We start from the raw sequence: 22,993 nt of genomic DNA on the forward strand, positions 1-22,993 counted from the left end.
CGATGGGTCGCGAGGAGGAGAGACTTGCACGGACGGCGGTGGACGCACTGCTGGCCGAGGCCGAACTGACCCCTGAGCCCGGCCTCCCGGACGCCCGCGATTCGGACATCAGCGCCCTGCGCTGGTCGGCCCGCTCGCTGGCGCCCGGCCTCGCGGCGATGGCCGCCGCCGCCCGCCGCACCGGTGAGCCCACCCGTACGCTGCGCGAGGAACTCGGCGCGATCGGCCGGTGCACGGAACGGTCCATGACCGTGGCGAACGGCGGCACCCCCCTTCACCATGGGGCCGTCTGGCCGCTCGGCCTGCTCGTCGCCTCCGCCGCCCTGGTCCGCGGAACGGGCGTGAAGGACATCACCGCCATGGCCCGGCAGCTCGCCATGTTCCCCGACCGCCGAGCGCCGCGCCGCCCGACGACCGGATCGGCGGTCGCCACCCGCTATGGCGCGGCGGGCGCCCGGGGCGAAGCACGAGCCGGCTTTCCGCACGTCCGCAGGGCAACGGCTGCCCTGGGCAAGGCCCGCGGTGCCGGGCTGCGCGAGCCGCAGGCGCGGCTCGACGCGCTGCTCACCGTGATGAGCACCCTTCAGGACACCGGTCTCCTCCACACCGGGGGTCCGCACGGCCTGCGCGAGGTGCAGAACGGTGCCCGTGCCGTCCTCGACGCGGGCGGTACGGGCACCGAGGCAGGGTGGCAGGCCCTGCAGGACTTCGACCGGCACCTGCGTACCCGGAACCTGAGCCCCCGGGGCAGCGCCCAGCTCCTGGCGGCCGCCCTCTTCGTCGACTTCCTCACGTGACTCATGCGCCCGATTGCTGGGGTCGGAGTCTTGGCCTCGGCCTTGGACACGGCCCGGAGTGGGCGGACGCCGGCTACTGACCGGCCGAGGAGCACAAGGAGGAGGCCCGGCACGCATGCGCGCCGGGCCTCCTCCTTCGTCGTCCGGCTGTGCTCAGAGACGCTCGGGGGTGCGGATGCCGAGCAGTGCCATGCCCTGGTGCAGGGTCCGGGCGGTCAGGTCGCAGAGGAAGAGCCGGTTCTCGACCACCTCGGCAGGGTTGTCGTCGCTCAGCACGTGGCACTGGTCGTAGAACGTCGTGTAGTGCGAGGCCAGCTGGTAGAGGTACGCGGCCAGCTTGTGCGGCTCGTACGTCGACGCCACCTCGGCGAGGTTCTCGCCGAACTGGTCCAGGTGCAGGCCCAGCGCCCGCTCGGCCGGGGCCAGTTCCAGCTCCGGGTGGGCGACCGGCCGGATCTCGCCCGCCTTGCGCAGGATGGACTTGATCCGGGCGTACGCGTACTGGAGGTACACGGACGTGTCGCCGTTCAGCGACACCATCTGGTCCAGGTCGAACTTGTAGTCCCGCACGGCGGACGTGGACAGGTCGGCGTACTTCACCGCGCCGATACCGACGTACTCGCCGTTCTCGACGATCTCCTGCTCGGTCAGGCCGACCTTCTCGGCCTTCTCGCGCACGACGGCCGTCGCCCGCTCGATCGCCTCGTCCAGCAGGTCGACCAGCCGCACCGTCTCGCCCTCACGGGTCTTGAACGGCTTGCCGTCCTTGCCGAGGACCGTGCCGAACGCCAACTGGTGCGCCTTCACGTCCTCGTTCAGCCAGCCTGCCCGGCGGGCCGTCTCGAAGACCATCTTGAAGTGGAGCGACTGCCGCGCGTCCACGACGTACAGCAGGGTGCTCGCCTTGAGGTTCTGGACCCGGTCGCGGATCGCGGAGAGGTCGGTGGCCGCGTAGCCGTAGCCGCCGTTCGTCTTCTTGACGATCAGCGGGACCGGGTTGCCGTCCGGGCCCTTCACGTCGTCGAAGAACACGCACAGCGCACCCTCGGAGCGGACGGCGACGCCCGTCTCCTCCAGGATCCGGCAGGTCTCCTCGAGCATGTCGTTGTAACCGGACTCGCCGACGATGTCGGGGTCGCGGATCTCCATGTCGAGCTTGTTGAAGACCGAGTAGAAGTAGATCTTCGACTCGTCGACGAACCGCTGCCAGAGCGCGACCGTCTCCTCGTCACCAGCCTGGAGCGCAACCACCCGGTCCCGGGAGCGGGCCTTGAACTCCTCGTCGGAGTCGAAGAGCGCCCGGGATGCCTTGTAGAGCCGGTTCAGCGAGGACATGGCGGCCTCGCCGTCCTGCTCCTCGCCGCCCTGGTGGTCGAGCTCCTGCGGGTGCTCGATCAGGTACTGGATGAGCATGCCGAACTGGGTGCCCCAGTCGCCGATGTGGTGACGCCGGACCACGCTCTCGCCCGTGAACTCCAGGACCTCCACCATCGCGGCACCGATCACCGCGGAGCGGAGGTGCCCGACGTGCATCTCCTTCGCCACGTTCGGCTGCGCGTAGTCGACGACCGTGGTGCCCGCGTGCTGCGCGTACGGCACGCCGAGCCGGCCCTCGTCGTCCGCGGCGCGCGCGGCCAGGGTGTCGATGATCGCCTTGTCGCTGAGCGTGATGTTCAGGAAGCCGGGGCCGGAGACCTCGATCTCCTTGATCAGGTCGCCCGCCGGGATCGCGGCCGTGACCTGGGACGCGAGCTCGCGCGGATTGCCCTTCAGCTTCTTGGCGAGGGCCAGGATCCCGTTGGCCTGGAAGTCGGCCCGGTCGCTTCGGCGCAGCAGCGGGTCCGCGGTGCCGGCATCCGGCAGAGCTGCCGTCAGGGCATCCGCCAGCTGCTGCTGGAGCGTGGAAGCGAGGGACTTGACCGAGGCCATGGGATGGCTGCCGTTTCCGTAGGGGTACAAGGGATCACGCCCAGTATCCCACGCACTGTAAAGCCGTTTTCGCGCTGCCGGTGGGACCTGGGAGAATGGGTGGTGCCCCTACGAGCCCTACCAGAGAGAAGGACGTGCCGACCGTGGCTCAGAGTCAGAGCAGCACCGAGGCCGACTGGGTCTCCCGCTTCGCGGACGAGGTCATCGCCGAATCGGAGCGTCGTGCGCCTGGCAAACCGGTCGTCGTCGCGTCCGGTCTTTCGCCGTCCGGCCCGATCCATCTGGGCAACCTCCGCGAGGTCATGACTCCGCATCTGGTCGCGGACGAGATCCGCCGCCGGGGGCACCAGGTCCGGCACCTCATCTCGTGGGACGACTACGACCGCTACCGGAAGGTCCCGGCCGGCGTCCCCGGTGTCGACGAGTCGTGGGCCGAGCACATCGGCAAGCCCCTGACGTCCGTGCCCGCCCCGGCCGGGTCCGCGTACCCGAACTGGGCGGAGCACTTCAAGGCCGCCATGACGGCCGCGCTGGACGAGCTGGGTGTCGAGTACGACGGCATCAGCCAGACCGAGCAGTACACGGCGGGGGTGTACCGCCAGCAGATCCTGCACGCGATGAGGCACCGCGCCGACATCGACGCCGTCCTCGACCGGTACCGCACGAAGAAGGACCCGGCGGCCGCGGGCAAGGGCAAGAAGCCGCAGCAGCAGAAGAAGGCCGACGAGGCCGAGCTGGAGGCCGAGGCGGGCTCCGGCGCGGCGAGCGAGGACGACGGCAGCGGTGGATCCGCCGGCTACTTCCCGTACAAGCCCTACTGCGGCAACTGCGAGAAGGACCTCACGGTCGTCACGTCGTACGACGACGTGACGACCGAGCTGAACTACACGTGCACCGCCTGCGGCTTCGCCGAGACCGTCCGGCTCAGCGAGTTCAACCGCGGCAAGCTGGTCTGGAAGGTCGACTGGCCGATGCGCTGGGCGTACGAAGGCGTGATCTTCGAGCCCAGCGGTGTGGACCACTCGTCGCCCGGCTCGTCGTTCGTCGTCGGCGGCCAGATCGTCCGCGAGGTCTTCGACGGCGTGCAGCCGGTCGGCCCGATGTACGCCTTCGTCGGCATCTCCGGCATGGCGAAGATGTCCTCCAGCAAGGGCGGCGTGCCGACCCCGGCCGACGCGCTGAAGATCATGGAGGCGCCGCTGCTGCGCTGGCTGTACGCGCGCCGCAGGCCCAACCAGTCCTTCAAGATCGCCTTCGACCAGGAGATCCAGCGGCTGTACGACGAGTGGGACTCGCTGGCCCGCAAGGTCGCCGACGGTTCCGTACTGGCCGCCGACGCCGCTGCGTACGCCCGGGCCATCGGCACGGCCGCCGGTGAGCTGCCGCGTACGCCCCGACCGCTGCCCTACCGCACGCTCGCGTCCGTCGTCGACATCACGGCCGGGCACGACGAGCAGACGCTGCGCATCCTGAGCGACCTGGACCCGGAGAACCCGCTGACCTCGCTCGACGAGGCACGGCCGCGGCTCGACCGCGCGGAGAACTGGATCACCAGCCAGGTCCCGGCCGAGGCCCGCACCATCGTCCGCGACGAGCCGGACAAGGAGCTGCTCGGCTCGCTGGACGAGCAGGGACGCCGGTCGCTGCAGCTGCTCCTGGACGGGCTGGACGCGCACTGGTCGCTGGACGGGCTGACGACGCTCGTCTACGGCGTACCGAAGGTCCTGGCAGGGCTGGAGCCGGACGCCAAGCCGACGCCCGAGCTGAAGACCGCGCAGCGGTCGTTCTTCGCGCTGCTGTACCGGCTGCTCGTCAGCCGGGACACCGGGCCGCGGCTGCCCACGCTGCTGCTGGCCGTGGGTGCGGAGCGGGTGCGGAGGCTGCTGGGCGCGTAGGCGCCTGCAGTACGGAGGGCCGTCACCCGGTGATGCGGGTGACGGCCCTCCGTGCTGCCGGTTCCGGTCCGTCCTCGAGCGGTGACGGGCCCGGGCTGCTCACGCGATGTGGTTCTCGGCCATCTCGTTGTCGAAGCGCTGCTTGAAACCCGGCAGCAGGCGGCGGATCAGGGCCGCGCTGCGCGGGTGCCTGACGTTGTGGCCGTCCGAGAGATGTATGTCGAGGACCTCGACGCTCGGGTAGTCGTTGTGCTGGTGCGTGTACGCGCTGAACACCTCGTACGCGATCTCGCCGAACTCCGCGTCCTCCTGTGCCCACTCGACCGGGTCCGGCTCGGGCTCCTGGGGCTCCTGGGGCTGCTCCAGCGACTCCGGCCGGGGTTCTTCACTGCGGGGGTGGGGGACCGCGCCGATCGTTCCCACGCTGCCCAGCGGGCGGGTGCGGCCGCCCGGGCCCGACGGGATCATGACGGGGGTGGGCTCCAGGCCCTCGACGTACGTGGGGTTGTACGTTCCCTCGTACGTGCCTTCCGGGACCTGCGGCGCCGCGAACCACGGGCTGTCGTGCGAGCCGGGTCCCTCCTGCGGCCATTCCTCGGCGGCCGGGTCGGAGGGGTGGACGTGTTGTTGTACCTGTTGCTGGTGGGGCTCGACGTACTGCTGCTGCGAGGCGTACGGCAATTCGGCCTGGGGGTGGACCGTCTCGACGGCGGCCGGGGCCGGGGCCGGGGGCAGCAGGACCGGTTCGATGCCCGCGGCGGCCAGCCCGGCCGGGCCGGTGTCGGCCAGCGGAACGCCGAACTTCGCCAGCCGCAGCGGCATCAGCGACTCGACGGGGGCCTTGCGGCGCCAGTTCCGGCCGAAACGGGCCTGGAGCCGGGCCTGGTAGATCAGCCGGTCCTGTTCGAGCTTGATGACCTGTTCGTACGAACGCAGCTCCCACAACTTCATCCGGCGCCACAGCTTGAACGTGGGGACGGGGGAGAGCAGCCAGCGGGTGAGCCGGACGCCCTCCATGTGTTTGTCGGCCGTGAGGTCGGCTATGCGGCCGACCGCGTGCCGGGCGGCCTCGACCGAGACCACGAACAGCACCGGGATCACCGCGTGCATGCCGACGCCGAGCGGGTCGGGCCAGGCCGCGGCGCCGTTGAAGGCGATCGTCGCGGCGGTCAGCAGCCAGGCCGTCTGCCGCAGCAGCGGGAACGGTATCCGCATCCAGGTCAGCAGCAGGTCCAGCGCCAGCAGTACGCAGATGCCCGCGTCGATGCCTATCGGGAAGACCAGGGAGAAGTTCCCGAAGCCCTTCTGTTCTGCGAGCGCGCGCACCGCGGCGTACGAGCCCGCGAAGCCGATCGCGGCGATGATTGCCGCGCCGGCGACGACGACCCCGATGAGTACTCGGTGCGTGCGTGTCAGCTGCATCGCGGCCACCCGCGATCCCCTCCCTGTGTCCCCTGCTTCGACTTCTGGCGGGCACAGCCTGGCACATGTGTGTGGAGTGCGTTGCGCGGGGAGGGGCGAAGCCCGGTCTTCGGGTGAGGACCGGGCTTCGTAAAACTGCTTCTGGGCAGGGGCGTTGGCGGTTGAGGCGGCTGCCGGGCGAGCCGGTGCCGGTTCTCCGGTACGCCTAGTTCGACGACGACTTGGCCGACTTCGACGGGCTCGCCGACGGGCTCGACTGCTTCTCGTTGGCGTCGGTGACCGCGGCGACGGCTTCCTTGGCGGCCTTCTCGGCGTCCTTGAGGATGTCGGCGCCGGACGGCGTCTTCGCACCCGCGTAACCCGCGCCGTTGTAGGTCAGGGTGACGACGACGTTCCCTGTACGGGCCACGATCGTGGCGTACTTGAAGTCCTCACCGGTCTTGGTGAGGTCGTACGTGACCTTGGTGGCCTGCTCGCCGATACCGCTGACGGGGGCCTCCACGAGCTTCTTCGCGCCCTCGGCCGTCCTGGTCTTGGCGAGCTGCTTCGTGAGGTCGTCCTCGGCGCGCTTCGCGCCGCTGCCGAGGGCCTGGTCCGAGTCGAAGCGGGTGAAGCCGACGTCGAGCCAGCGGTACTGGGAGCCCTTGACGCCGTTGTCGTCGAGGCCGTTCCAGGAGCAGCCGGCGCGCGCCGCGGTGTCGCTGGACGTGGCCGGAGTACCGGCCTTGTTCTTGGCCTTGGGGACCAGCGCGGTGATCGTCTTCGTGGAGATCGCCTTGCAGGGGTCGGGCAGCTCGGCGAACTTCGCCTGCTCGACCGCCGCCACCGACTTCTTCGCGCCCGGAGCGGAGGAGGACGAGCCGTCCGACTCCTTCTTGCTGCCGGAGTCCGACGAACAGCCGGCGACGACGAGCATCACCGGGACGGCGGCGCAGGCGAGTATGCGGGTGAGTCGCGAGGCTGATCGGTGCATGGTTCCTTCACTCGGGTGGCGCGGGCGGCGCGGATGGGCGGTCGGGCGGGTGTTCCGGAGGGCCACGGTACGACGGACGGCGGCCGGATGCCGCCTCGGCCGGGAGGGCCGCCGAGCGGGCCGACGCGATCGGCGCGGCACTATTCGCTGAACTTGTCGACCAGTTTCCGGGCCAGCGCCTGGGCCTTCTCCTGCAGTTCCTTGCTGTCGGGGAGCTCCGTCGAGAGTGCGGGCTGCTCGGTGTACTGGACGGTCACAATGACGTTCGATGTGCGGAATACCACGCTCACCGTGCGGTGCTGTGCGCTGGAACCTGCCCGAATGAGCAGATCGTCCAGAAATGCGGCATCTCCGAGATTGTCGAGGACGCGCGGCTGAAGGTCTTCGGTGGCTCCGGCGGCCCCGTCGTCACTCTTTCCGTCGCTCTCCTTGCCGGTCTCCCCGTCGCTCGGTGCCGAGCCCGAAGGGGAGCTCGAGTCCGAGGGGGAGTCCGAGGGGGAGACCGAGGGGGAGTCCGATGCGGAGGACGGCAGATGGGCGGCGGCCTCCTTCGTCCCGTACACCTCGCCGGCGCGGTCGTCGTCGCTCACGGAGGTGTCGTACGAGACGACCCGCTCGAAGTCGAGGGAGAGGCTGTGGGACGAGTCCGGGGCCTCGGCCTTCCATGCGCAGCCGACGCGACGGTCCGTGTCGTAGGTCACGGCGGCCGTTCCCGCGTAGGCCTTCTCCTGCTGGTCCTCCGGCAGTTCGGCGATACCCGGAAGCAGGTCCTTCAGGGTGGAGTGCGCGATGGAGCGGCAAGGTTCGGGAAGTGTGCGGTACTTGCCCGCCGGGGCGGCGGAGGCCGTCGGGTCTCCGGGTCTGCTGTCGGCTGCGGGGGTCTCGGTTCCGGTGCCGGCGCTACAGCCGACGACGAGCGCTGCAAGGAGCGCGGCGCCGGGTACGTACGCCATTCGTCGCACGGTCCTGGGCTCCCTTCGTGCGAAAAACGGTTGCCGCTCGATGGCGGCCGGTGGACACAATGTGTATCGCACGCGCCGCTGTGAATGCCGGTCGACCGACTTATTTGCCGACCTTGGCACCGGTTTTGCGCTTTCAAGCTTTTCGGGGGAATCGAGGATCTATGTCGTATGTAGAGGTGCCGGGGGCCAAGGTCCCCATCCGTATGTGGGCCGACCCGGCTTCGGTCGAGGGCGGCGCGATGCAGCAGCTGCAGAATGTGGCCACCCTGCCCTGGATCAAGGGGCTCGCTGTCATGCCTGACGTGCATTACGGCAAGGGCGCGACCGTCGGCTCGGTGATTGCGATGCACGGTGCGGTCTGCCCGGCTGCGGTGGGGGTGGACATCGGCTGCGGAATGTCCGCGGTGAAGACCTCCCTGACCGCCAACGACCTGCCGGGAGACCTGTCGCGGCTGCGGTCGAAGATCGAGCAGGCCATTCCGGTGGGCCGCGGGATGCACGACGACGTCGTGGACCCCGGGCGGCTGCACGGCTTCCCGACGGCGGGCTGGGACGACTTCTGGGGACGGTTCGACGGGGTGGCCGATGCGGTCAAGTTCCGTCGGGAGCGTGCCACGAAGCAGATGGGATCGCTTGGATCAGGCAACCACTTCATCGAGTTCTGCCTCGACGAGTCGGGTTCGGTCTGGCTGATGCTGCACTCCGGATCCCGGAACATCGGCAAGGAGCTCGCCGAGTACCACATCGGGGTGGCGCAGAAGCTGACGCACAACCAGGGCCTGGTCGACCGCGACCTGGCTGTCTTCATCGCGGACACGCCACAGATGGCGGCATACCGGAACGACCTGTTCTGGGCCCAGGAGTACGCGAAGCACAACCGCGCGATCATGATGGGGCTCTTCCAGGACGTGGTCCGCAAGGAGTTCAAGAAGGCCCGGGTGGCCTTCGACCCGGTCATCTCCTGCCATCACAACTATGTGGCGGAGGAGCGGTACGACGGCATGGACCTGCTGGTCACTCGCAAGGGTGCGATCCGGGCCGGGTCGGGGGACTTCGGCATCATCCCGGGATCGATGGGCACCGGCTCGTACATCGTGAAGGGCCTCGGGAACGCGAAGTCGTTCAACTCGGCCTCGCACGGTGCCGGCCGGAGGATGAGCCGCAACGCGGCCAAGCGGCGCTTCTCGACGCGGGACCTGGAGGAGCAGACGCGGGGTGTGGAGTGCCGTAAGGACTCCGGCGTCGTGGACGAGATTCCGGCGGCGTACAAGCCGATCGAGCAGGTCATCGATCAGCAGCGGGACCTGGTGGAGGTCGTCGCGAAGCTGAAGCAGGTGGTGTGCGTGAAGGGCTGAGTGCCCCTGGCGCCGATGAACGGAAGAGCCCCGGACCCTGTGGTGGTGGTCCGGGGCTCTTCTGTGTGCGCTGTCGGTGGCCGGCGGTCAGAGGGTGCGGTGGACCTTGGCGTTGGAGGCCTGGGCGCGGGGGCGGACCACCAGGAGGTCGATGTTGACGTGGCTGGGGCGTGTGACGGCCCAGGTGATGGTGTCGGCCACGTCGTCGGCGGTGAGGGGGGCGTCGACGCCCGCGTAGACCTTGGCGGCCTTCTCGGTGTCGCCGCGGAAGCGGGTGGTGGCGAACTCCTCCGTCTTGACCATGCCGGGGGCGACCTCGATGACGCGGACCGGGGTGCCGACGATCTCCAGGCGGAGGGTCTCGGCGAGGACATGTTCGCCGTGCTTGGCGGCGACGTAGCCACCGCCGCCCTCGTACGTGGCGAGGCCCGCCGTCGAGGAGAGGATCACGATCGTGCCGTCGCCGCCCGCGGTGAGGGCGGGGAGCAGGGCCTGGGTGACGTTGAGGGTGCCGATGACGTTCGTCTCGTACATCTGGCGCCAGTCGGCCGGGTCGCCGGTGGCGACGGGGTCGGCGCCGAGGGCGCCGCCCGCATTGTTGACGAGGACGGCGAGGGTGCGGAAGGCGGTGGCGAACGTGTCGACCGCCTCGCGGTCCGTGACGTCCAGGGCGTACGCCGTAGCCTCGTGGCCCGCTTCGCTGATCTCGGCGGCGAGTGCCTCGATCCGGTCCTTGCGGCGGGCCGTCAGGACGACGCGGTAGCCGGCGGCGGCCAGCCGGCGGGCAGTCGCGGCGCCGATGCCGCTGCTCGCTCCGGTGATCACGGCGATGGGGGTGGCGGCCATGCGGACTCGACTCCTCGGGCAGCTGATCGGTACGGGATCAGGATAGGCAGGCGGGAGGCGCGGCCGTTCGTCGGCCGCCGGTGGGGGCGGCGCGGTGAGGTGCGGTCATCGGGGTGGTCAGTGGTTGCGCGGGGCGTACATGATCACGGCCATGCCGGCCAGGCAGATCAGTGCGCCGATCACGTCCCAGCGGCCGGGGCGGTAGCCGTCGGCGACCATGCCCCAGGCGATCGAACCCGCGACGAAGACACCGCCGTACGCGGCGAGGACCCGGCCGAACTCGGCGTCCGGCTGAAGCGTGGCCACGAAGCCGTACGCGCCGAGGGCGATGACTCCGGCGCCGATCCAGATCCGGCCCCGGTGCTCGCGCACACCCTGCCAGACGAGCCACGCTCCGCCGATCTCGAAGAGCGCGGCGACGACGAACAGTGCGACTGAGCGGGCGACGACCACGCGAGCAGCGTTTCATGCGGGGCGGGACGGGACGGGAGGAGGTGGGTGCGGACGCCGGACGGGGGAGGTGGGTCGGGCGATGGGGCAGGCGGGTGGAGTTGGCGCGTCTAACCGGTGTGTAAATAAGGATGATTCGGGGCGATCGGTATCTTCAGGGCATGGTACTGACGCGTAGGGCTCGACTGGTGGTCTTCGCGGCGGCGGCGGCTGCGGCGACGGTGTCGACTGTGTTGTGGGGGGCCGGAAAAGCGGTCGGGGCGGCCCCGGTGCCCCGGCCGGTGGCCGAAGGTGCGATCGGGCCGGTCCCGGCGTACCGGCCGGTGGTGCCGGAGGCGGATATCTCCCACCACGGGCATGTCTCGCTGTGGGGCGAGGGGCTCGGAGTCTGGCTGCTCAGCGAGAACCATGGCCCGTCGGACCTGATGCGCTCGACCGTGCGGCTGCGCTTCTCGGTGGCCCTCACCGGCCGGCAGGAGATGCCGGACGACTGTCTGCAGGCCAACGCCCGCACCGTGCTGTGCCGGACGGGACCGCTGCGTGCGGACGGGTCGGCGGGGCGGCAGATCGCGCTCGAACTGCAGCTCGCGGGGCGGCCGGACGAGGTGGTCGTACAGGTCGACACCGCGTGGAACGGCGGTGTGACCGACCGGAACCCGCAGAACAACCAGCATGAGGTGCTGGCGCCCGCCACCGGGGACGAGTACGTCTTCTGACCGCCGGTGGCGGGCGCCCGGCGCGATCGGGTCGGCCGGTGCGGCTGCTCAGGTGGTGCGTGTGCCGGTCATCTGGTGAGGGCGGCCCTCAGCGCCGCGGGGTCGGGGCGGCCGCTCGCCCAGGCGACATAGCCGTCGGGGCGGACGAGCAGCACGGTCGAGCGGTCGTCCGTCCAGTGCGTGTGCACCAGCGGGGTCGGCGATACCGGCGTGGGAGTGCCGGCAGGAGTCACGAGGACGAATTCGCCGTCGTGCAGCACCTCCTGGAGGCGGCCCTCCACCAGTCCCAGGTCGGGAGCGCGCTTTCCGGTCAGGGGATGCGAGCCGCGCGGCGCCGCGTACGCGATGCCGATGCCGGAGATCATGCCCATCGCCTTGCCGGCGGCCGGCCGCACCATCGACAGGAGGCGGACGGCGGCTGCGCGGACTGCTCGTTGCCGAAGGGTGCGGGCCATGGCGAGGCGGACCAGCGCACCGCTGCTGCGCAGCACCTCGGTGCCGACCGGGTGCCTCTCGGCGTGGTAGCTGTCGAGGAGCGCCTCCGGGTCCGCCGCGTCGCCCCGAAGCACGGCTGCGAGCTTCCAGGAGAGGTTGGCGGCGTCCTGGAGGCCGGTGTTCATGCCCTGGCCGCCCGCGGGGGAGTGGACATGGGCGGCGTCCCCGGCGAGGAAGACCCGGCCCGTGCGGTAGGCGGGCACCTGGCGCTCGTCGCTGTGGAAGCGGGAGATCCAGCGGGCGTCGTGCATGCCGTGGTCGCTGCCGAGGGCGAGGCGGGCGATCTCGCGCAGCTCGTCGAGCTGGACGGGGTCGGTGTCGTCCGCCTGGTGGCTGCGGTCCCACCCCATGACCCGGTACCAGCCGTCGCCGAACGGGGCGATGAAGGCGAAGGCGTCCCCCACGCCGCCGGCCGTGAGGAGGGCGGCGGGCTCCTCGGTGAGCCGGACGTCGGCCAGGATGATGGACCGGATCACCGACTTGCCGGGGAACGGGAGCCCGAGCGCCTCGCGGACGGCGCTGCGCACGCCGTCGGTGCCGACGGCATAGCGCGCGGAGAGGGTGGTCCGCGTCCCGTCGGCGTCCTGAACCTCGGCGGTGACCTCGTCGGCGGACTGGTGCAGACCGGTCAGCTCCGTGCCGTAACGGAAGTGCACCCCCACGGAGAGCGCGCGGCGCTCCAGCACATGCTCGACCTCGTACTGCGGGGTGATCAGCACGAACGGGAAGCGGGACCGGAGCCGGGACAGGTCGAGCGAATGGTTGCCGAAGAGCCGCAGGCTGGTGAGGCGGGAGCCCGTCTTGAGCAGCTCGTCGGCGAGGCCGCGGGCGTCGAGCACTTCGAGGGTGCGTGCATGAACGGCGAAGGCACGCGTCATGTTGCTCGCGCTGTGCGGGCGGCGCTCGATGACGGTGACCGACAGGCCGCGCGCGGCGAGGTCGCCGGCGAGCAGCAGTCCGGTGGGCCCTGCGCCCACCACGAGGACATCGGCGGTGTCGGCGTTGTGCGCTGCGTCGGGGGTGGAGTCGGCGTTCGTACGGATGCTGGGCTTGCCGGTCATGGCGGCCTCCTGAAGCCGGTTGCCAACGCGTGTGGGCCAACGCTTGTTGGCAAATGTAGATCCGGCGGAGATGGCATGTCAACACTTGTTGGCCTACGATTGTTGGCATGATGACGAAAGCCCCCGGCGCCCCCCGGCGCTCGGACGCCACGAAGGCCGCGATCCTCGAAGCCGCACGCGAGCGGTTCGCCGCCGACGGCTATGAGCGCGCCACCATCCGGGCCATCGCCCGCGACGCGAACATCGACCCGTCGATGGTGATGCGCTACTACGGCAACAAGGAAGGGCTGTTCGCCGCCGCGTCCGTGATCGATCTGCGCCTGCCCGCGCTCGGGGCGCTGCCCGGCAAGCACGTCGGGGCCGTACTCGTCACGCACTTCCTGGACCGCTGGGAGGAGGACGACGTGCTGACGGGGCTGCTCAGGGTCGGCGTCACCAATCAGGCGGGGGCCGAGCGCATGCGGGCGGTCTTCGCCGAGCAGTTCGGTCCGATAGCCGCCGGGCTCTGCCCCGACCCCGCCGATGCCCCCCGCCGTGCCGCGCTCGCCGCCTCCCAGATCCTGGGGATGGCGCTCGCGCGGTACGTCCTGCGCCTCGCGCCTGCTGCCTCGATGCCGCGCGACGAGGTGATCGCCTGGCTCGCGCCCACCGTCCAGCGCTACCTGACCGCCGAGCGGCCGTAGCGGCCCCGGTCGCCCAGGCGGGAGCTCGGCCGGACACCGCTCAGACGAGTGGGCCGGCCTGATCGGAGGCGTCGCCGAACTCGTGGACCGCGCCGGCGACGATCTTCTCCAGATGTGCGTGGTGGGCGCCGCGCCAGTACACCCGGTCGCACTCCGTGCACTGCGCGAAGACGTCGTACGACCGCTGCGTACCGTGCTCCAGCTGCCCGCTGACGGAGTCCTTGTCGGCCTCGGTGAGCTGCCCGTTGCATGCGGTGCACCGGGTCCACGGGGCCAGCACCGGGGCGAACCGTTCGAGTACGTCCCGTAGCTGGTCGTCCGGCCGGTCGCTGTAGATGTACGCCCCCGCCCAGAGCTCCCGCCGGCGCAGCAGCCCCCGGTCGCGCGAGAGCAGCACCCGCTGCTCCCTCGCCGACAGTGCGGCCAGCGCCGGATCGCCGATGTCAGCGCTCTCGTAGGCGGCGTCGACGCCCAGCAGCCGCAGTCGCCGGGCGAGCGTGCCGAGGTGGACGTCGAGCAGGAAGCGCAGCGGCGCGCCTTCGATGCGCTGGGGGCGTGCCACCGCGCGCACCTCGACGAGTTCGCCCGCGCCCGGGATGTGCGAGACCGGAACGGGCCGGCCGTCGACAAGCAGTTGGCCGGCCTCGGTGAGCGGGACTCCGAGCGACTCCACGACATGGCCGAGCGTCGAGGCGCCGTCGGTGATCACGGCCGTGCGTCCGTTGCGGCGCTCGTGCGCGACGAAGAGCCGCAGTTCGGGGTCGACCTCGAGGTGGATCTCCGGTCCGTTCACGTCGCCAGGATGCCATTCGGCGGTCCGCGTCAGCCAGGGGATTCGTAGGGAGAAGGGGCCGCCCAGGCACGGAACGCGTGTTCGGGCCCCCGGGGCGACCGGCCTACAGTTCCCGCATGAAGATTCTCGATCTCGAACCCGGCGATGCCCGACTGGCCGGCGAGCTGCTTCCCGTCCTGCGTGAACTGCGTCCCCATCTGACGGAGGACCTCTTCCGCGAGGTGTACGAAAAGGGATACGTGCAGGGGCTCCGCTTCACCGCCGTCTACGACGACGGCGGCGCATGCGTGGGCGCGGCCGGATGGCGCATCGTCGACAACACCAGCCAGATCCGCAAGCTGTACGTCGACGATCTGGTCACCGCCGGGCACGCCCGCTCCACCGGCGTCGGCCGCCGGCTTCTGGGGTATCTGGAGCAGCGCGCCCGCGAGGCGGGATGCCTGGACCTCAGTCTGGACTCGGGGACCCACCGCACCGATGCCCACCGCTTCTATCTGCGGGAGCGGCTGGCCATCGTCGCCTTCAGCTTCACCAAGCGGCTGGTCCGGGACCCGGACTGAGCTACGGGCCGGGCTCCGGGGCGAGTTCCAGTCGCCAGTTGTTTGTCAGCACCACATGGCCGGGCGGGTACTCGAAGTCGCACATGCCGAGCAGGGTGAAGCCCGCCTTGCGGCACACCGCATTCGACGCCGCGTTGTCCACGGACGGGTATGCGTGCAGATGGCGGTGCTTGCGCTCGGCCCGGGCCTGCTCGGCGACAGCCACGGCCGCGGCGGCCGCGACGCCCCGCCCCTGGTAGCCGGCGAGGACCGCCCATCCCGTCTCGTACACCTCCTGCTCTTGCCAGGTCCGCTCCCAGAACCCGATGGTCCCCACGGCCTCGTCCCCCTTGCCGCCGGTCAGGACGATCCGGTACATCCTGCCCCGGCCCGTCCGGTCCTCGCTCAGCGCGACATAGCGGTCGTGGCGCGCCATGAGCTGCTCCTCGGACTCGGGGCCGCCCAGGTGGTCCATCAGCTCCGGTGCGTTGGCACGGCGGAGCAGCTCCAGGTCGCCGTCCGACCAGGGCACGATCCGTACGGCGGGCGCCGGTGATGACGAGGTGCGTTCCATACCGAAACAGTAGGCCGCACCACCGACAACCACCGGCACCGACCGTCAACGGGCGGCGAGTGCCGTCGGCGGAGCCCCGATCGTCGACGTGAAGTCCCTGGTCAGGTGGGCCTGGTCGCTGTAGCCGAGGTCCGCGGCCAGTTCCGCCCAGTCCACTTCGGGGTCCGACTCGGCGCGTTCCAGCGCCTCGTGGATGCGGTAGCGGAGGATCACCCACTTGGGGCCGACGCCCACGTACGTGGCGAAGAGCCGCTGCAGCGAGCGTGCCGACAGCCCTTCGAGGCGGGCGAGTTCGTCGACCCGGCGCATCGTGCGGTCGGTGCGGACGCGCTCGACCAGGGCCATCGCGCGCTCGGCCTGCGGGTCCGGTTCCGGGGTGAGCGCAAGCAGGTACGCGTCCAGCGCCGCGACCCGCGCGTCCTCCTCGGCCGGGTCCAGCACGGCCGCCACCGGTGCGGGTACGGCGAGGACCTCGTGCGCCAGGAGCCGTCGGCCCGTCCACTCCGACACCGGGCGGCCCGGTGCGAACGGCCGGAAACCGCCTGGCCGGAACTTCACCGCGCACACCCGTCCCCGGCCCTCCAGCTTCTGGGCGAAGAGCCCGAGGCCGATGCCCGCGACCTCCGCGAAGGCGGCCTCGCCGCTGCTCTCGTGGTGCTGGAAGACCAGGTTCACCGAAGGGTGCGGCACCACGTGCGAGGTGTACGGCTCCGGCAGGTCCCAGTCGATCAGCCAGTAGAACGCCACCTGTGTCCGCAGTCCGGGGGCGGGCTCGCGGCGGCGGAAGTGCACATGCGAGAAGAGGTCGCGGGCGTCGACGATGCCCCGGGTGTCGCGTCGAGGAGCAGACATGGCAGCGATTCTATGGCGAATGTAAGTTCGAATCCGTGCTGTCGCGTTTATTCAAGACACGGGCCGCCGCCGGGCGGACGGTCGCAGCATGAAGAAAATCAGTGAACTGCTGGCTGCGGCCGCCGACCGTGCTGCTCCCGTCGTGCGCGGGATCGACGACGGCCGGCTGGGCGACCCCACGCCGTGCACGGAGTACGACGTGCGGGCCCTCGTCGACCATCTCTTCCAAGTGGTCGTCAACTTCCAGGCCCTGGCGGCCAGAGAGGAGCCGGACTTCGGTGCGAAGCCGACCGCGGTCACCGGGGACTGGCGGAGCCGCTTCGACGAGGAGACGGCCGAGCTGGTGGCGGCGTGGGACGCGCCGGGTGCGGACGAGGGGACCGCGGGTTCCATGGGGTTCCCCGCCAGAACCGTTGCGCGGATGGTGCTGGGCGATCTGACCGTGCATGCCTGGGATCTGGCACGGGCCACCGGTCAGGAATACGTCCCGGACGAGGCCGTGGTGAGCGAACTCGGTCCCGGGCTCGCCGAGATGGCTTCGAATGCGCGTAAGGCGAAGGTGTTCGGTGAGCCCTTCCCCGTACCGGACAGTGCTAGCCCCTTCGAGCGGGTGCTGGCTGTGACCGGCCGCGACCCGGACTGGCACCCGCCCCGGACCTGAGCCCCGGGGCGCCTGGGGCCCCGGTGACTCCCGTGGCCGGAATCGTGCCTCCTGAGGCGCCGTAGAGGCCCTCCAGCGTCGTGTACGCCCCGTCGACGATCTCCTCGGCGGCCGCAACCATCTCACGCTCGGCGAGACGCGCCGCCTGATGGGTGTACGGGGACGGCGGCGCCGGATGTCGGCGCCGCCACCACGTCTCGCACCCTGCGTAGATCCCGACGGCGAAGACCAGTACGGGGATGGACAGGGCCAGCAGAATGTCGCCCATGGGCAGGCCTCCTCGATGTCGATGCCTCGCACACCGACCGCACCGGCGGTATCGGCTGTATGGGGTACATCGGCAGGGCCGGCAGGTCTGCTGAAGATCATTCTTCGGCCAATGAATGGCCGAATAGGGGCGTATTCCGGCCTATGCGTCCAAGGCCCACAGGTGCAGGACGTCCCCGCTGCCGGACACCGTGTACCAGGTGCCGTCGCCGAGAGCCGTGGGAGTACCGGAGACCGGGAAGGGATACGCGACCTGACCGGCCGGGCGCATCCCCGCCGTCTCCAGCAGCCAGTGGCGCACCGGCCCGTACTCCTCCTCCTGGTCCGTACTGGAGATGGCCGTCGCCTTGTCCACGAACCCGCACTCGTAGTCCCACATCACCTCGTCGGCGTCGAAGTCGTCCGGATCCGCGTCGGGATGGCGGGGCACGGCGTCCTCGGCCTCCAGCTCGGCCACCACCGCACCGTCCGAGACCCGGTGCAGGGCCAGAGTGTCCAGATCGTGCGCCACCGTCAGGAAGTGCTCGCCCGTGGGGCTCACCGAGGTCAGGATCCGTTCCTCCTCGCCGAAGTGCTCCACGGACAGCTCCGCCCCGTCCCACCGTCCCCACAGCAGTGGCGCCCCGTCCTGGCCCTCGCCGACGCTCAGCCCCATCTGCGCCGGATCGGGATGCGGTACGTGCTCCGAGCCCGCCGCCACGGTCTCCGCGTCCGCCCGCCCCAGCACCCGCCCGTCGGCGGCATCGATGACCAGCCACTCGTCGAGCGCCTCCGGATCCGGCCCGGCGGTCGCCACGGGGCCGCGGACATGGGCCCATACGAGCGACCCGTCCGCCGAGAACACCACCGAGCCGCTGTCCGGGTACAGATGGGACCGGCTGTCCGCGTACTCCTCGAACGAATCGTGCAGGATGCGACAACTGCCCTCCCAGCAACCGTGCCGGACCTCCCAGCGCACCGCCCCCGCCGGATCGACCGCGCTTACCGCGTGCACCCCCGCGAAGACCGCGAGATCCCCGTCCGGCGCCACCGTGAACGTTCCGAAGCGACGCGGCCAGGGGGCCGGGAATCGGGTCTGCGGGGCGGACGGGGCATCCAGGTCGACGGCGACCGCCTCGAAGTCGCCGCGCTGTATCAGCAGACGGCGGTCCGGCCACCGCAGGACGGACGGCGCGAACGCGGCGTCGCGGTCCCGGTCCAGGGGCGCGGTGAGCGTGGCGACAAGACGAGCGGATACGGCACTGGTGGTCATGGGTCCCCTCCCGAACGTGCAGCGTGCACGAGAACAGGGGAGAACCGTAGAGCCCCGGGGTGACACTCGCGCTACGGGGTGGCTTCGGGACCGGCTCAGCACGGGATCGGGACCGGCCCATGGCCGGGTCCGGCGTGGGCGGTCCGGTCCGGAGCGCGAGGCGTACGTGGGCGTTCCGGGCCTTCGCGCCGACACCTCGGACGCATCGAAGACCCGGAACGCTTTCATGCGGGTACGGGGATCGGAACCGGACCGGACCTCTTGAGGTTCGCCGGATCAGAGCCTGTCGAGGATCTTGTTCATCTTCTCGATCTCGGCGGTCTGGTGCGTGACGACGGTACCGGCGAGTTGCTTGGCGTCGGTGCTCTGCCCGTTCTTCTGTTCGTCCTTGGCCATGGTGATCGCACCCTCGTGGTGGTCGATCATCATCTGGGCGAACATCCGGTCGAAGGCCGTGCCCTTGGCGGCCTTCAGGCCTGCCATGTGCTCGTCCGACATCATCCCGGACAGGTCCGTGCCGCCCGAACCGTGATCCATGCCGGGCATGCTGCTCGCCATGGACGTTTCCGGCTTGCCCCAGGACTTCAGCCACCCTCGCATGGTGCTGATCTCGGGGTCCTGGGCCTTCTGGATCGCGGCGGCCAGGTCCTTGACGTCCTGGCCGGAGGCGCGGCCGTCGGCCAGTTCCGCCATCTCCACGGCCTGCTGGTGGTGCGGGATCATCTGCTGCGCGAACGCCACATCCGTGTCGTTGAACGCAATGGGCGAGGGCGAGGCGCTGGAACTGCTTCCGTGGTCCATGCCGGGCATGGACGAGTCCTTGGAGTTGCCGGAGCCGCAGGCCGCCAGCGTCAGCGCGAGGACAGCCGCCGCACCGGCCCGCCGCGAGGGCGCGGCGGGGCGCGTGGGAACGCGGGGAAGTGAACATCTCCGTGGTCTTTCCGGGTGGGCGCGCCATACCGGCGGCGCGCGGGTGAGCCGGACACCTGGCCGGATCGGCCGAACGGCCGGACTCCGGCGGGCGTCTGTCACGTCCGCGCTACGCACACCTTTGTCAGCAGACCCCGCCCACCCACGGGCGGGCCGCGGCGGGCGGGGCCCCCGAAGGCAGGGGGGCGGCCCGTCGCCCCCCACACCATGAGGGCCACGAGGCCGAGGAGCGCGAGCAGACTCGCCGTGGGCAGCGGCGTCCGGTCCCGGGCCGGCGTGGACACACACAGCTCCCCGCTCATCCCCGCCATGGCGGGGGTGTGAGCAGCAGTGACCATGTCGCCCATTCCGCTGGACGCGTGGGCGACGGCGGTTGAGGCCTCGGGGGCCATGACGGCGTGATCCGCGCCTGGAGACACGACCGTGGACATCGTGCTGTGGCAGCCTTCGGCGGCGTTCGCCGGAGCACCGTGCATGAAGAACAGCCCGAACAGAACTGCACAGAGCGCAAAAAGCCGGGTCACTCCCGGCCCGCGCATCCGCCTGCTGTCCACCTCTGCCCTTTCTCCGGTCCGCACGGCACCACCAAGGAGGCACCCTCCCCGACCATACCCCCACGGGGTTCACCCGGCGGCCCGTGGTTCATCCGTCGGCCATCAACCTCGGATCAAGGCCAGACCAAGCAGTACGCCTGATGCCCCGCGTCATGCAGACGATGGCTGAAATCCTGCCATTCGTGAAGCAGTTGGTAGACGTTGAACGCGTCGCGCGGGCCGCCGCGGTCCGGAACCGTGGACCAGATGAAGGCCGCGGCGCCGACCGACTCCTCGCTGACGTCGCGCAGCGGGTCGACGACCGTCATCGGGAGCTTGACCACCGCGTAGTCGGGGTGCAGGACGACCAGTTCCAGCGGGGGGACCTTGTGCAGGGGTATGCCCTGGATGCCGGTGAGAACCATGGCCGCGACCGTCTCCGGCTTGATCTTGGTGAACATGCCGCCCATGCCCAGCTCGTCGCCGCCGAGCTCCTCGGGGCGCATCGAAATGGGCACGCGTGCGGCAGTGGCCCCGTCGGGAGCCCCGAAATATTTGTAGGTCACCCCCACCCGGCCACCACTCCTGCTTCCGGCCTGTGCACTGCCGGCCTGATGTATGCCCTGTTTGCGCTCAGCCTCACGCCGGTGCCGACCTCGCCGGGCAGGCTCGGGCCCCAGGTCGTCGGTCCCTTCGCCCACTCCGCCACCGCGATGCATATCTCATCCACCCGACTACTTCTTAGGAGACACAGCCCCCGCCGCGCAACCCGATCATCGTGTCAGTGACCTCCCCCACGGGCGTGGTGTGAAACACCTGTCCGCAAGACCGTCCGTGGCTCTGACACCATGGCTTGTGTGAGCTTTCCCTATGACGCCCCAGTTTCGCAGACGCTTTTCGACCGCGCGTCCCTCGTGACGCCCGGCGGCGTGAACTCTCCCGTACGTGCCTTCCGGGCCGTGGGCGGTACGCCCCGCTTCATGGTGTCCGGTACCGGTCCGTACCTCACCGACGCCGACGGTCGTGAGTATGTCGACCTTGTGTGCTCGTGGGGGCCGATGATCCTCGGCCATTCCCACCCCGAGGTCATTGCCGCAGTCCAGGAGGCTGTCGTCCGCGGCACCTCGTTCGGTACGCCCGGTGAGGGCGAGGTCGCGCTCGCCGAGGAGATCGTGGCCCGGATCGAGCCCGTGGAGCAGGTACGACTCGTGTCGTCCGGCACCGAGGCGACCATGTCCGCGATCCGGCTGGCCCGCGGGTTCACCGGCCGCGCGAAGGTCGTGAAGTTCGCCGGCTGCTACCACGGGCACGTCGACGCGCTGCTTGCCGCCGCCGGGTCCGGGGTCGCGACCTTCGGTCTTCCGGACACCCCCGGGGTCACGGGCGCGCAGGCCGGCGACACGATCGTGCTGCCGTACAACGACCTCGAGGCCGTGCGGACCGCGTTCGCCGCGCACCCCGGTGAGATCGCCTGCGTGATCACCGAGGCGTCGCCCGGCAACATGGGCGTCGTACCGCCACTGGACGGCTTCAACGCCGGGCTCAAGGAGATCTGCTCCGCCAACGGTGCGCTGTACATCTCCGACGAGGTCATGACCGGATTCCGTACCTCGAAGGCCGGCTGGTTCGGCGTCGACGGGGTGCGGCCCGACCTGATGACCTTCGGCAAGGTCATGGGCGGCGGCTTCCCGGCCGCGGCCTTCGGCGGACGCGCCGATGTGATGGCGCACCTCGCCCCGGTCGGCCCCGTCTACCAGGCGGGCACCCTCTCCGGTAACCCGGTCGCCACCGCCGCCGGGCTCGCCCAGCTGCGGCTGCTCGACGACGCCGCGTATGCGAAGCTCGACGCGGTCTCCACGGAGATCCGGGCCCTGGTGAGCGAGGCGTTCACCAAGGAGGGCGTCGCGCACACGGTGTCCGCGGCCAGCAATATGTTCTCCGTGTTCTTCACGGACCGGCCGGTGCGGAACTACGAGGGCGCCAAGAAGCAGGAAGCTTTCCGCTTCACCGCCTTTTTCCACTCGATGCTGGCGCAGGGTGTCTATCTGCCGCCGTCCGCGTTCGAGTCCTGGTTCGTCTCCACCGCCCACGACGCACAGGCCGTCGAGCGGATCGCCGCCGCGCTGCCCGCCGCCGCCCGCGCCGCATCGGAGGCCACCGCATGAGCCCCGCAGACAAGGACATCACCGTTGTCCATCTGATGCGTCACGGGGAGGTGCACAACCCCGAGGGCGTGCTCTACGGACGCCGCCCCGGCTACCACCTCTCCGAGCTCGGCCGGCAGATGGCCGACCGGGTGGCCGAGCACCTGGAGAAGCGCGACATCACCCATGTCGTCGCCTCCCCGCTGGAGCGCGCCCAGGAGACGGCGACACCTGTCGCCAAAACGCACGGCGTCGACCTGGCGACAGACGAGCGGCTGATCGAGGCGGCCAATGTCTTCGAGGGCAAGACCTTCGGGGTCGGCGACGGCGCGCTGCGCAAGCCGGACAACTGGAAGCACCTCACCAACCCGTTCCGTCCGTCCTGGGGCGAGCCGTACATCGAGCAGGTCGTACGGATGATGGGTGCCCTCGACACCGCGCGCGACGCGGCCCGCGGGCACGAGGCGGTCTGCGTCAGCCACCAGTTGCCGATCTGGATCGTCCGGAGCTTCGTCGAGCGGCGGCGGCTCTGGCACGACCCGCGCAAGCGGCAGTGCACGCTCGCCTCGCTGACCACCTTCACGTACCAGGGCGACAAGATCGTCTCCGTCGGCTACACCGAGCCGGCCCGCGATCTGGTGCCCGCGCATCTGCTGGCCGGTGCCAAGCCGGTGAAGGGGAAGTCCAAGGCGTTCGGAGCCTAGATCCTGTCAACTCTGCGGGCCCCGCCGATGCGTCGGCCGGGGTCCGCAGTGTGTTCGACCACGTCGGTTCTGGTCGTGGTCAGCATTTTGTGCTCGATGGCGGAACGCCTGTGTTGTTTCACCCATCTAAGCCATCGCCAGTTTGTATGGACTTGAGGTA

23 protein-coding genes are annotated in these 22,993 nt (G+C 70.3%); 9 read left to right on the plus strand and 14 right to left on the minus strand.

Going from position 1 to position 22,993, the window contains the following annotated elements:
- Positions 1–2 precede the first annotated feature (2 nt).
- Positions 3–797 carry a triphosphoribosyl-dephospho-CoA synthase gene (locus ABZV38_RS14680; protein ID WP_356327172.1) on the plus strand — a complete coding sequence of 265 codons (795 nt, stop codon included), beginning with the start codon at positions 3–5 and terminating at the stop codon, positions 795–797.
- 153 nt (positions 798–950) lie between these two features.
- On the opposite strand, the gene argS is transcribed toward ABZV38_RS14680, so the two are convergent.
- Positions 951–2,726, minus strand: a complete 1,776-nt coding sequence (gene argS, locus ABZV38_RS14685; RefSeq protein WP_356327173.1) for an arginine--tRNA ligase — start codon at positions 2,724–2,726, stop codon at positions 951–953.
- 134 nt (positions 2,727–2,860) lie between these two features.
- Between argS and lysS the strand changes: the two genes are divergently transcribed.
- Positions 2,861–4,621, plus strand: coding sequence for a lysine--tRNA ligase (gene lysS / locus ABZV38_RS14690; protein ID WP_356327175.1), 1,761 nt, complete (start codon positions 2,861–2,863; stop codon positions 4,619–4,621).
- A gap of 99 nt (positions 4,622–4,720) precedes the next feature.
- Here the strand turns inward: lysS and ABZV38_RS14695 are convergent, their stop codons facing one another.
- The 3 genes from ABZV38_RS14695 to ABZV38_RS14705 form a co-directional block, all read right to left on the minus strand.
- Entirely contained in the window at positions 4,721–6,052 is a 1,332-nt protein-coding gene (locus tag ABZV38_RS14695; RefSeq protein WP_356327176.1) for a DUF2637 domain-containing protein, read from the minus strand.
- A 196-nt stretch (positions 6,053–6,248) separates the two neighbouring features.
- The gene (locus tag ABZV38_RS14700; protein ID WP_356327177.1) at positions 6,249–7,016 is read right to left on the minus strand and encodes a DUF3558 family protein; all 768 of its coding nucleotides are present in this window, start codon (positions 7,014–7,016) and stop codon (positions 6,249–6,251) included.
- A gap of 140 nt (positions 7,017–7,156) precedes the next feature.
- Positions 7,157–7,969 (minus strand): DUF3558 domain-containing protein, encoded by an 813-nt coding sequence (locus ABZV38_RS14705; protein ID WP_356327178.1) that lies wholly within the window; start codon positions 7,967–7,969, stop codon positions 7,157–7,159.
- 170 nt (positions 7,970–8,139) lie between these two features.
- Here ABZV38_RS14705 and ABZV38_RS14710 point away from each other — a divergent pair, with 170 nt between their 5' ends.
- Positions 8,140–9,333 carry an RtcB family protein gene (locus ABZV38_RS14710; RefSeq protein WP_356327179.1) on the plus strand — a complete coding sequence of 398 codons (1,194 nt, stop codon included), beginning with the start codon at positions 8,140–8,142 and terminating at the stop codon, positions 9,331–9,333.
- 87 nt (positions 9,334–9,420) lie between these two features.
- On the opposite strand, the gene ABZV38_RS14715 is transcribed toward ABZV38_RS14710, so the two are convergent.
- Complete coding sequence (locus ABZV38_RS14715; RefSeq protein WP_356327180.1) at positions 9,421–10,179, minus strand: SDR family NAD(P)-dependent oxidoreductase; 759 nt, start codon at positions 10,177–10,179, stop codon at positions 9,421–9,423.
- Between the two features lie 117 nt (positions 10,180–10,296).
- Positions 10,297–10,632 carry a YnfA family protein gene (locus ABZV38_RS14720; RefSeq protein WP_356327181.1) on the minus strand — a complete coding sequence of 112 codons (336 nt, stop codon included), beginning with the start codon at positions 10,630–10,632 and terminating at the stop codon, positions 10,297–10,299.
- A 158-nt stretch (positions 10,633–10,790) separates the two neighbouring features.
- Between ABZV38_RS14720 and ABZV38_RS14725 the strand changes: the two genes are divergently transcribed.
- The gene (locus ABZV38_RS14725) at positions 10,791–11,345 is read left to right on the plus strand and encodes a hypothetical protein (protein ID WP_356327182.1); all 555 of its coding nucleotides are present in this window, start codon (positions 10,791–10,793) and stop codon (positions 11,343–11,345) included.
- A 68-nt stretch (positions 11,346–11,413) separates the two neighbouring features.
- On the opposite strand, the gene ABZV38_RS14730 is transcribed toward ABZV38_RS14725, so the two are convergent.
- A complete protein-coding gene (locus ABZV38_RS14730) occupies positions 11,414–12,901 on the minus strand; it encodes an FAD-dependent oxidoreductase (protein WP_356327183.1) in 1,488 nt (495 codons plus the stop codon).
- Positions 12,902–13,008: 107 nt separating this feature from the next.
- On the opposite strand from ABZV38_RS14730, the gene ABZV38_RS14735 reads away from it, so the two are divergent.
- Positions 13,009–13,584, plus strand: coding sequence for a TetR family transcriptional regulator (locus ABZV38_RS14735; RefSeq protein WP_356327184.1), 576 nt, complete (start codon positions 13,009–13,011; stop codon positions 13,582–13,584).
- A gap of 40 nt (positions 13,585–13,624) precedes the next feature.
- On the opposite strand, the gene ABZV38_RS14740 is transcribed toward ABZV38_RS14735, so the two are convergent.
- Complete coding sequence (locus ABZV38_RS14740; protein ID WP_356327185.1) at positions 13,625–14,377, minus strand: Mut7-C RNAse domain-containing protein; 753 nt, start codon at positions 14,375–14,377, stop codon at positions 13,625–13,627.
- A gap of 116 nt (positions 14,378–14,493) precedes the next feature.
- Between ABZV38_RS14740 and ABZV38_RS14745 the strand changes: the two genes are divergently transcribed.
- Entirely contained in the window at positions 14,494–14,937 is a 444-nt protein-coding gene (locus ABZV38_RS14745) for a GNAT family N-acetyltransferase (protein WP_356327186.1), read from the plus strand.
- Between the two features lies 1 nt (position 14,938).
- On the opposite strand, the gene ABZV38_RS14750 is transcribed toward ABZV38_RS14745, so the two are convergent.
- Complete coding sequence (locus ABZV38_RS14750; RefSeq protein ID WP_356327187.1) at positions 14,939–15,490, minus strand: GNAT family N-acetyltransferase; 552 nt, start codon at positions 15,488–15,490, stop codon at positions 14,939–14,941.
- Between the two features lie 45 nt (positions 15,491–15,535).
- Positions 15,536–16,342, minus strand: coding sequence for a helix-turn-helix domain-containing protein (locus ABZV38_RS14755; RefSeq protein WP_356327189.1), 807 nt, complete (start codon positions 16,340–16,342; stop codon positions 15,536–15,538).
- 88 nt (positions 16,343–16,430) lie between these two features.
- On the opposite strand from ABZV38_RS14755, the gene ABZV38_RS14760 reads away from it, so the two are divergent.
- On the plus strand, positions 16,431–17,003 hold the full coding sequence (locus ABZV38_RS14760) for a TIGR03086 family metal-binding protein (protein WP_356327190.1): 573 nt from the start codon (positions 16,431–16,433) through the stop codon (positions 17,001–17,003).
- Here ABZV38_RS14760 and ABZV38_RS14765 read toward each other — a convergent pair.
- The 4 genes from ABZV38_RS14765 to ABZV38_RS14780 all read right to left on the minus strand — a co-directional run bounded on the left by ABZV38_RS14765 (position 16,936) and on the right by ABZV38_RS14780 (position 20,704).
- Positions 16,936–17,271, minus strand: coding sequence for a hypothetical protein (locus tag ABZV38_RS14765; RefSeq protein ID WP_356327191.1), 336 nt, complete (start codon positions 17,269–17,271; stop codon positions 16,936–16,938). The genes ABZV38_RS14760 and ABZV38_RS14765 overlap by 68 nt on opposite strands.
- Before the next feature lie 141 nt (positions 17,272–17,412).
- Positions 17,413–18,522, minus strand: coding sequence for a hypothetical protein (locus ABZV38_RS14770; protein ID WP_356327192.1), 1,110 nt, complete (start codon positions 18,520–18,522; stop codon positions 17,413–17,415).
- Positions 18,523–18,798: 276 nt separating this feature from the next.
- Positions 18,799–19,332, minus strand: coding sequence for a DUF305 domain-containing protein (locus tag ABZV38_RS14775; RefSeq protein ID WP_356327193.1), 534 nt, complete (start codon positions 19,330–19,332; stop codon positions 18,799–18,801).
- A 787-nt stretch (positions 19,333–20,119) separates the two neighbouring features.
- The gene (locus ABZV38_RS14780) at positions 20,120–20,704 is read right to left on the minus strand and encodes a hypothetical protein (protein ID WP_356327194.1); all 585 of its coding nucleotides are present in this window, start codon (positions 20,702–20,704) and stop codon (positions 20,120–20,122) included.
- Between the two features lie 138 nt (positions 20,705–20,842).
- On the opposite strand from ABZV38_RS14780, the gene hemL reads away from it, so the two are divergent.
- Together hemL and ABZV38_RS14790 are read left to right on the plus strand one after the other, a co-directional pair.
- On the plus strand, positions 20,843–22,150 hold the full coding sequence (gene hemL / locus ABZV38_RS14785; RefSeq protein ID WP_356327195.1) for a glutamate-1-semialdehyde 2,1-aminomutase: 1,308 nt from the start codon (positions 20,843–20,845) through the stop codon (positions 22,148–22,150).
- Complete coding sequence (locus ABZV38_RS14790; RefSeq protein ID WP_356327196.1) at positions 22,147–22,833, plus strand: histidine phosphatase family protein; 687 nt, start codon at positions 22,147–22,149, stop codon at positions 22,831–22,833. The genes hemL and ABZV38_RS14790 overlap by 4 nt, the downstream gene beginning before the upstream one ends.
- Positions 22,834–22,993 lie beyond the last annotated feature (160 nt).

The sequence above is a fragment of the Streptomyces sp. NPDC005181 genome (genome assembly GCF_040608395.1).
Taxonomy (GTDB): Bacteria; Actinomycetota; Actinomycetes; order Streptomycetales; family Streptomycetaceae; genus Streptomyces.

Excerpts from the sequence above, each read along its gene's own strand:
- ABZV38_RS14680 (WP_356327172.1), top strand. The coding sequence starts at position 3 with ATGGGTCGCGAGGAGGAGAGACTTGCACGGACGGCGGTGGACGCACTG.
- argS (WP_356327173.1), bottom strand. The coding sequence starts at position 2,726 with ATGGCCTCGGTCAAGTCCCTCGCTTCCACGCTCCAGCAGCAGCTGGCG.
- ABZV38_RS14700 (WP_356327177.1), bottom strand. The coding sequence starts at position 7,016 with ATGCACCGATCAGCCTCGCGACTCACCCGCATACTCGCCTGCGCCGCC.
- ABZV38_RS14705 (WP_356327178.1), bottom strand. The coding sequence starts at position 7,969 with ATGGCGTACGTACCCGGCGCCGCGCTCCTTGCAGCGCTCGTCGTCGGC.
- ABZV38_RS14710 (WP_356327179.1), top strand. The coding sequence starts at position 8,140 with ATGTCGTATGTAGAGGTGCCGGGGGCCAAGGTCCCCATCCGTATGTGG.
- ABZV38_RS14715 (WP_356327180.1), bottom strand. The coding sequence starts at position 10,179 with ATGGCCGCCACCCCCATCGCCGTGATCACCGGAGCGAGCAGCGGCATC.
- ABZV38_RS14725 (WP_356327182.1), top strand. The coding sequence starts at position 10,791 with ATGGTACTGACGCGTAGGGCTCGACTGGTGGTCTTCGCGGCGGCGGCG.
- ABZV38_RS14730 (WP_356327183.1), bottom strand. The coding sequence starts at position 12,901 with ATGACCGGCAAGCCCAGCATCCGTACGAACGCCGACTCCACCCCCGAC.
- ABZV38_RS14735 (WP_356327184.1), top strand. The coding sequence starts at position 13,009 with ATGATGACGAAAGCCCCCGGCGCCCCCCGGCGCTCGGACGCCACGAAG.
- ABZV38_RS14745 (WP_356327186.1), top strand. The coding sequence starts at position 14,494 with ATGAAGATTCTCGATCTCGAACCCGGCGATGCCCGACTGGCCGGCGAG.
- ABZV38_RS14750 (WP_356327187.1), bottom strand. The coding sequence starts at position 15,490 with ATGGAACGCACCTCGTCATCACCGGCGCCCGCCGTACGGATCGTGCCC.
- ABZV38_RS14755 (WP_356327189.1), bottom strand. The coding sequence starts at position 16,342 with ATGTCTGCTCCTCGACGCGACACCCGGGGCATCGTCGACGCCCGCGAC.
- ABZV38_RS14760 (WP_356327190.1), top strand. The coding sequence starts at position 16,431 with ATGAAGAAAATCAGTGAACTGCTGGCTGCGGCCGCCGACCGTGCTGCT.
- ABZV38_RS14765 (WP_356327191.1), bottom strand. The coding sequence starts at position 17,271 with ATGGGCGACATTCTGCTGGCCCTGTCCATCCCCGTACTGGTCTTCGCC.
- ABZV38_RS14770 (WP_356327192.1), bottom strand. The coding sequence starts at position 18,522 with ATGACCACCAGTGCCGTATCCGCTCGTCTTGTCGCCACGCTCACCGCG.
- ABZV38_RS14775 (WP_356327193.1), bottom strand. The coding sequence starts at position 19,332 with ATGCCCGGCATGGACCACGGAAGCAGTTCCAGCGCCTCGCCCTCGCCC.
- ABZV38_RS14780 (WP_356327194.1), bottom strand. The coding sequence starts at position 20,704 with ATGCATCGCGGTGGCGGAGTGGGCGAAGGGACCGACGACCTGGGGCCC.
- ABZV38_RS14790 (WP_356327196.1), top strand. The coding sequence starts at position 22,147 with ATGAGCCCCGCAGACAAGGACATCACCGTTGTCCATCTGATGCGTCAC.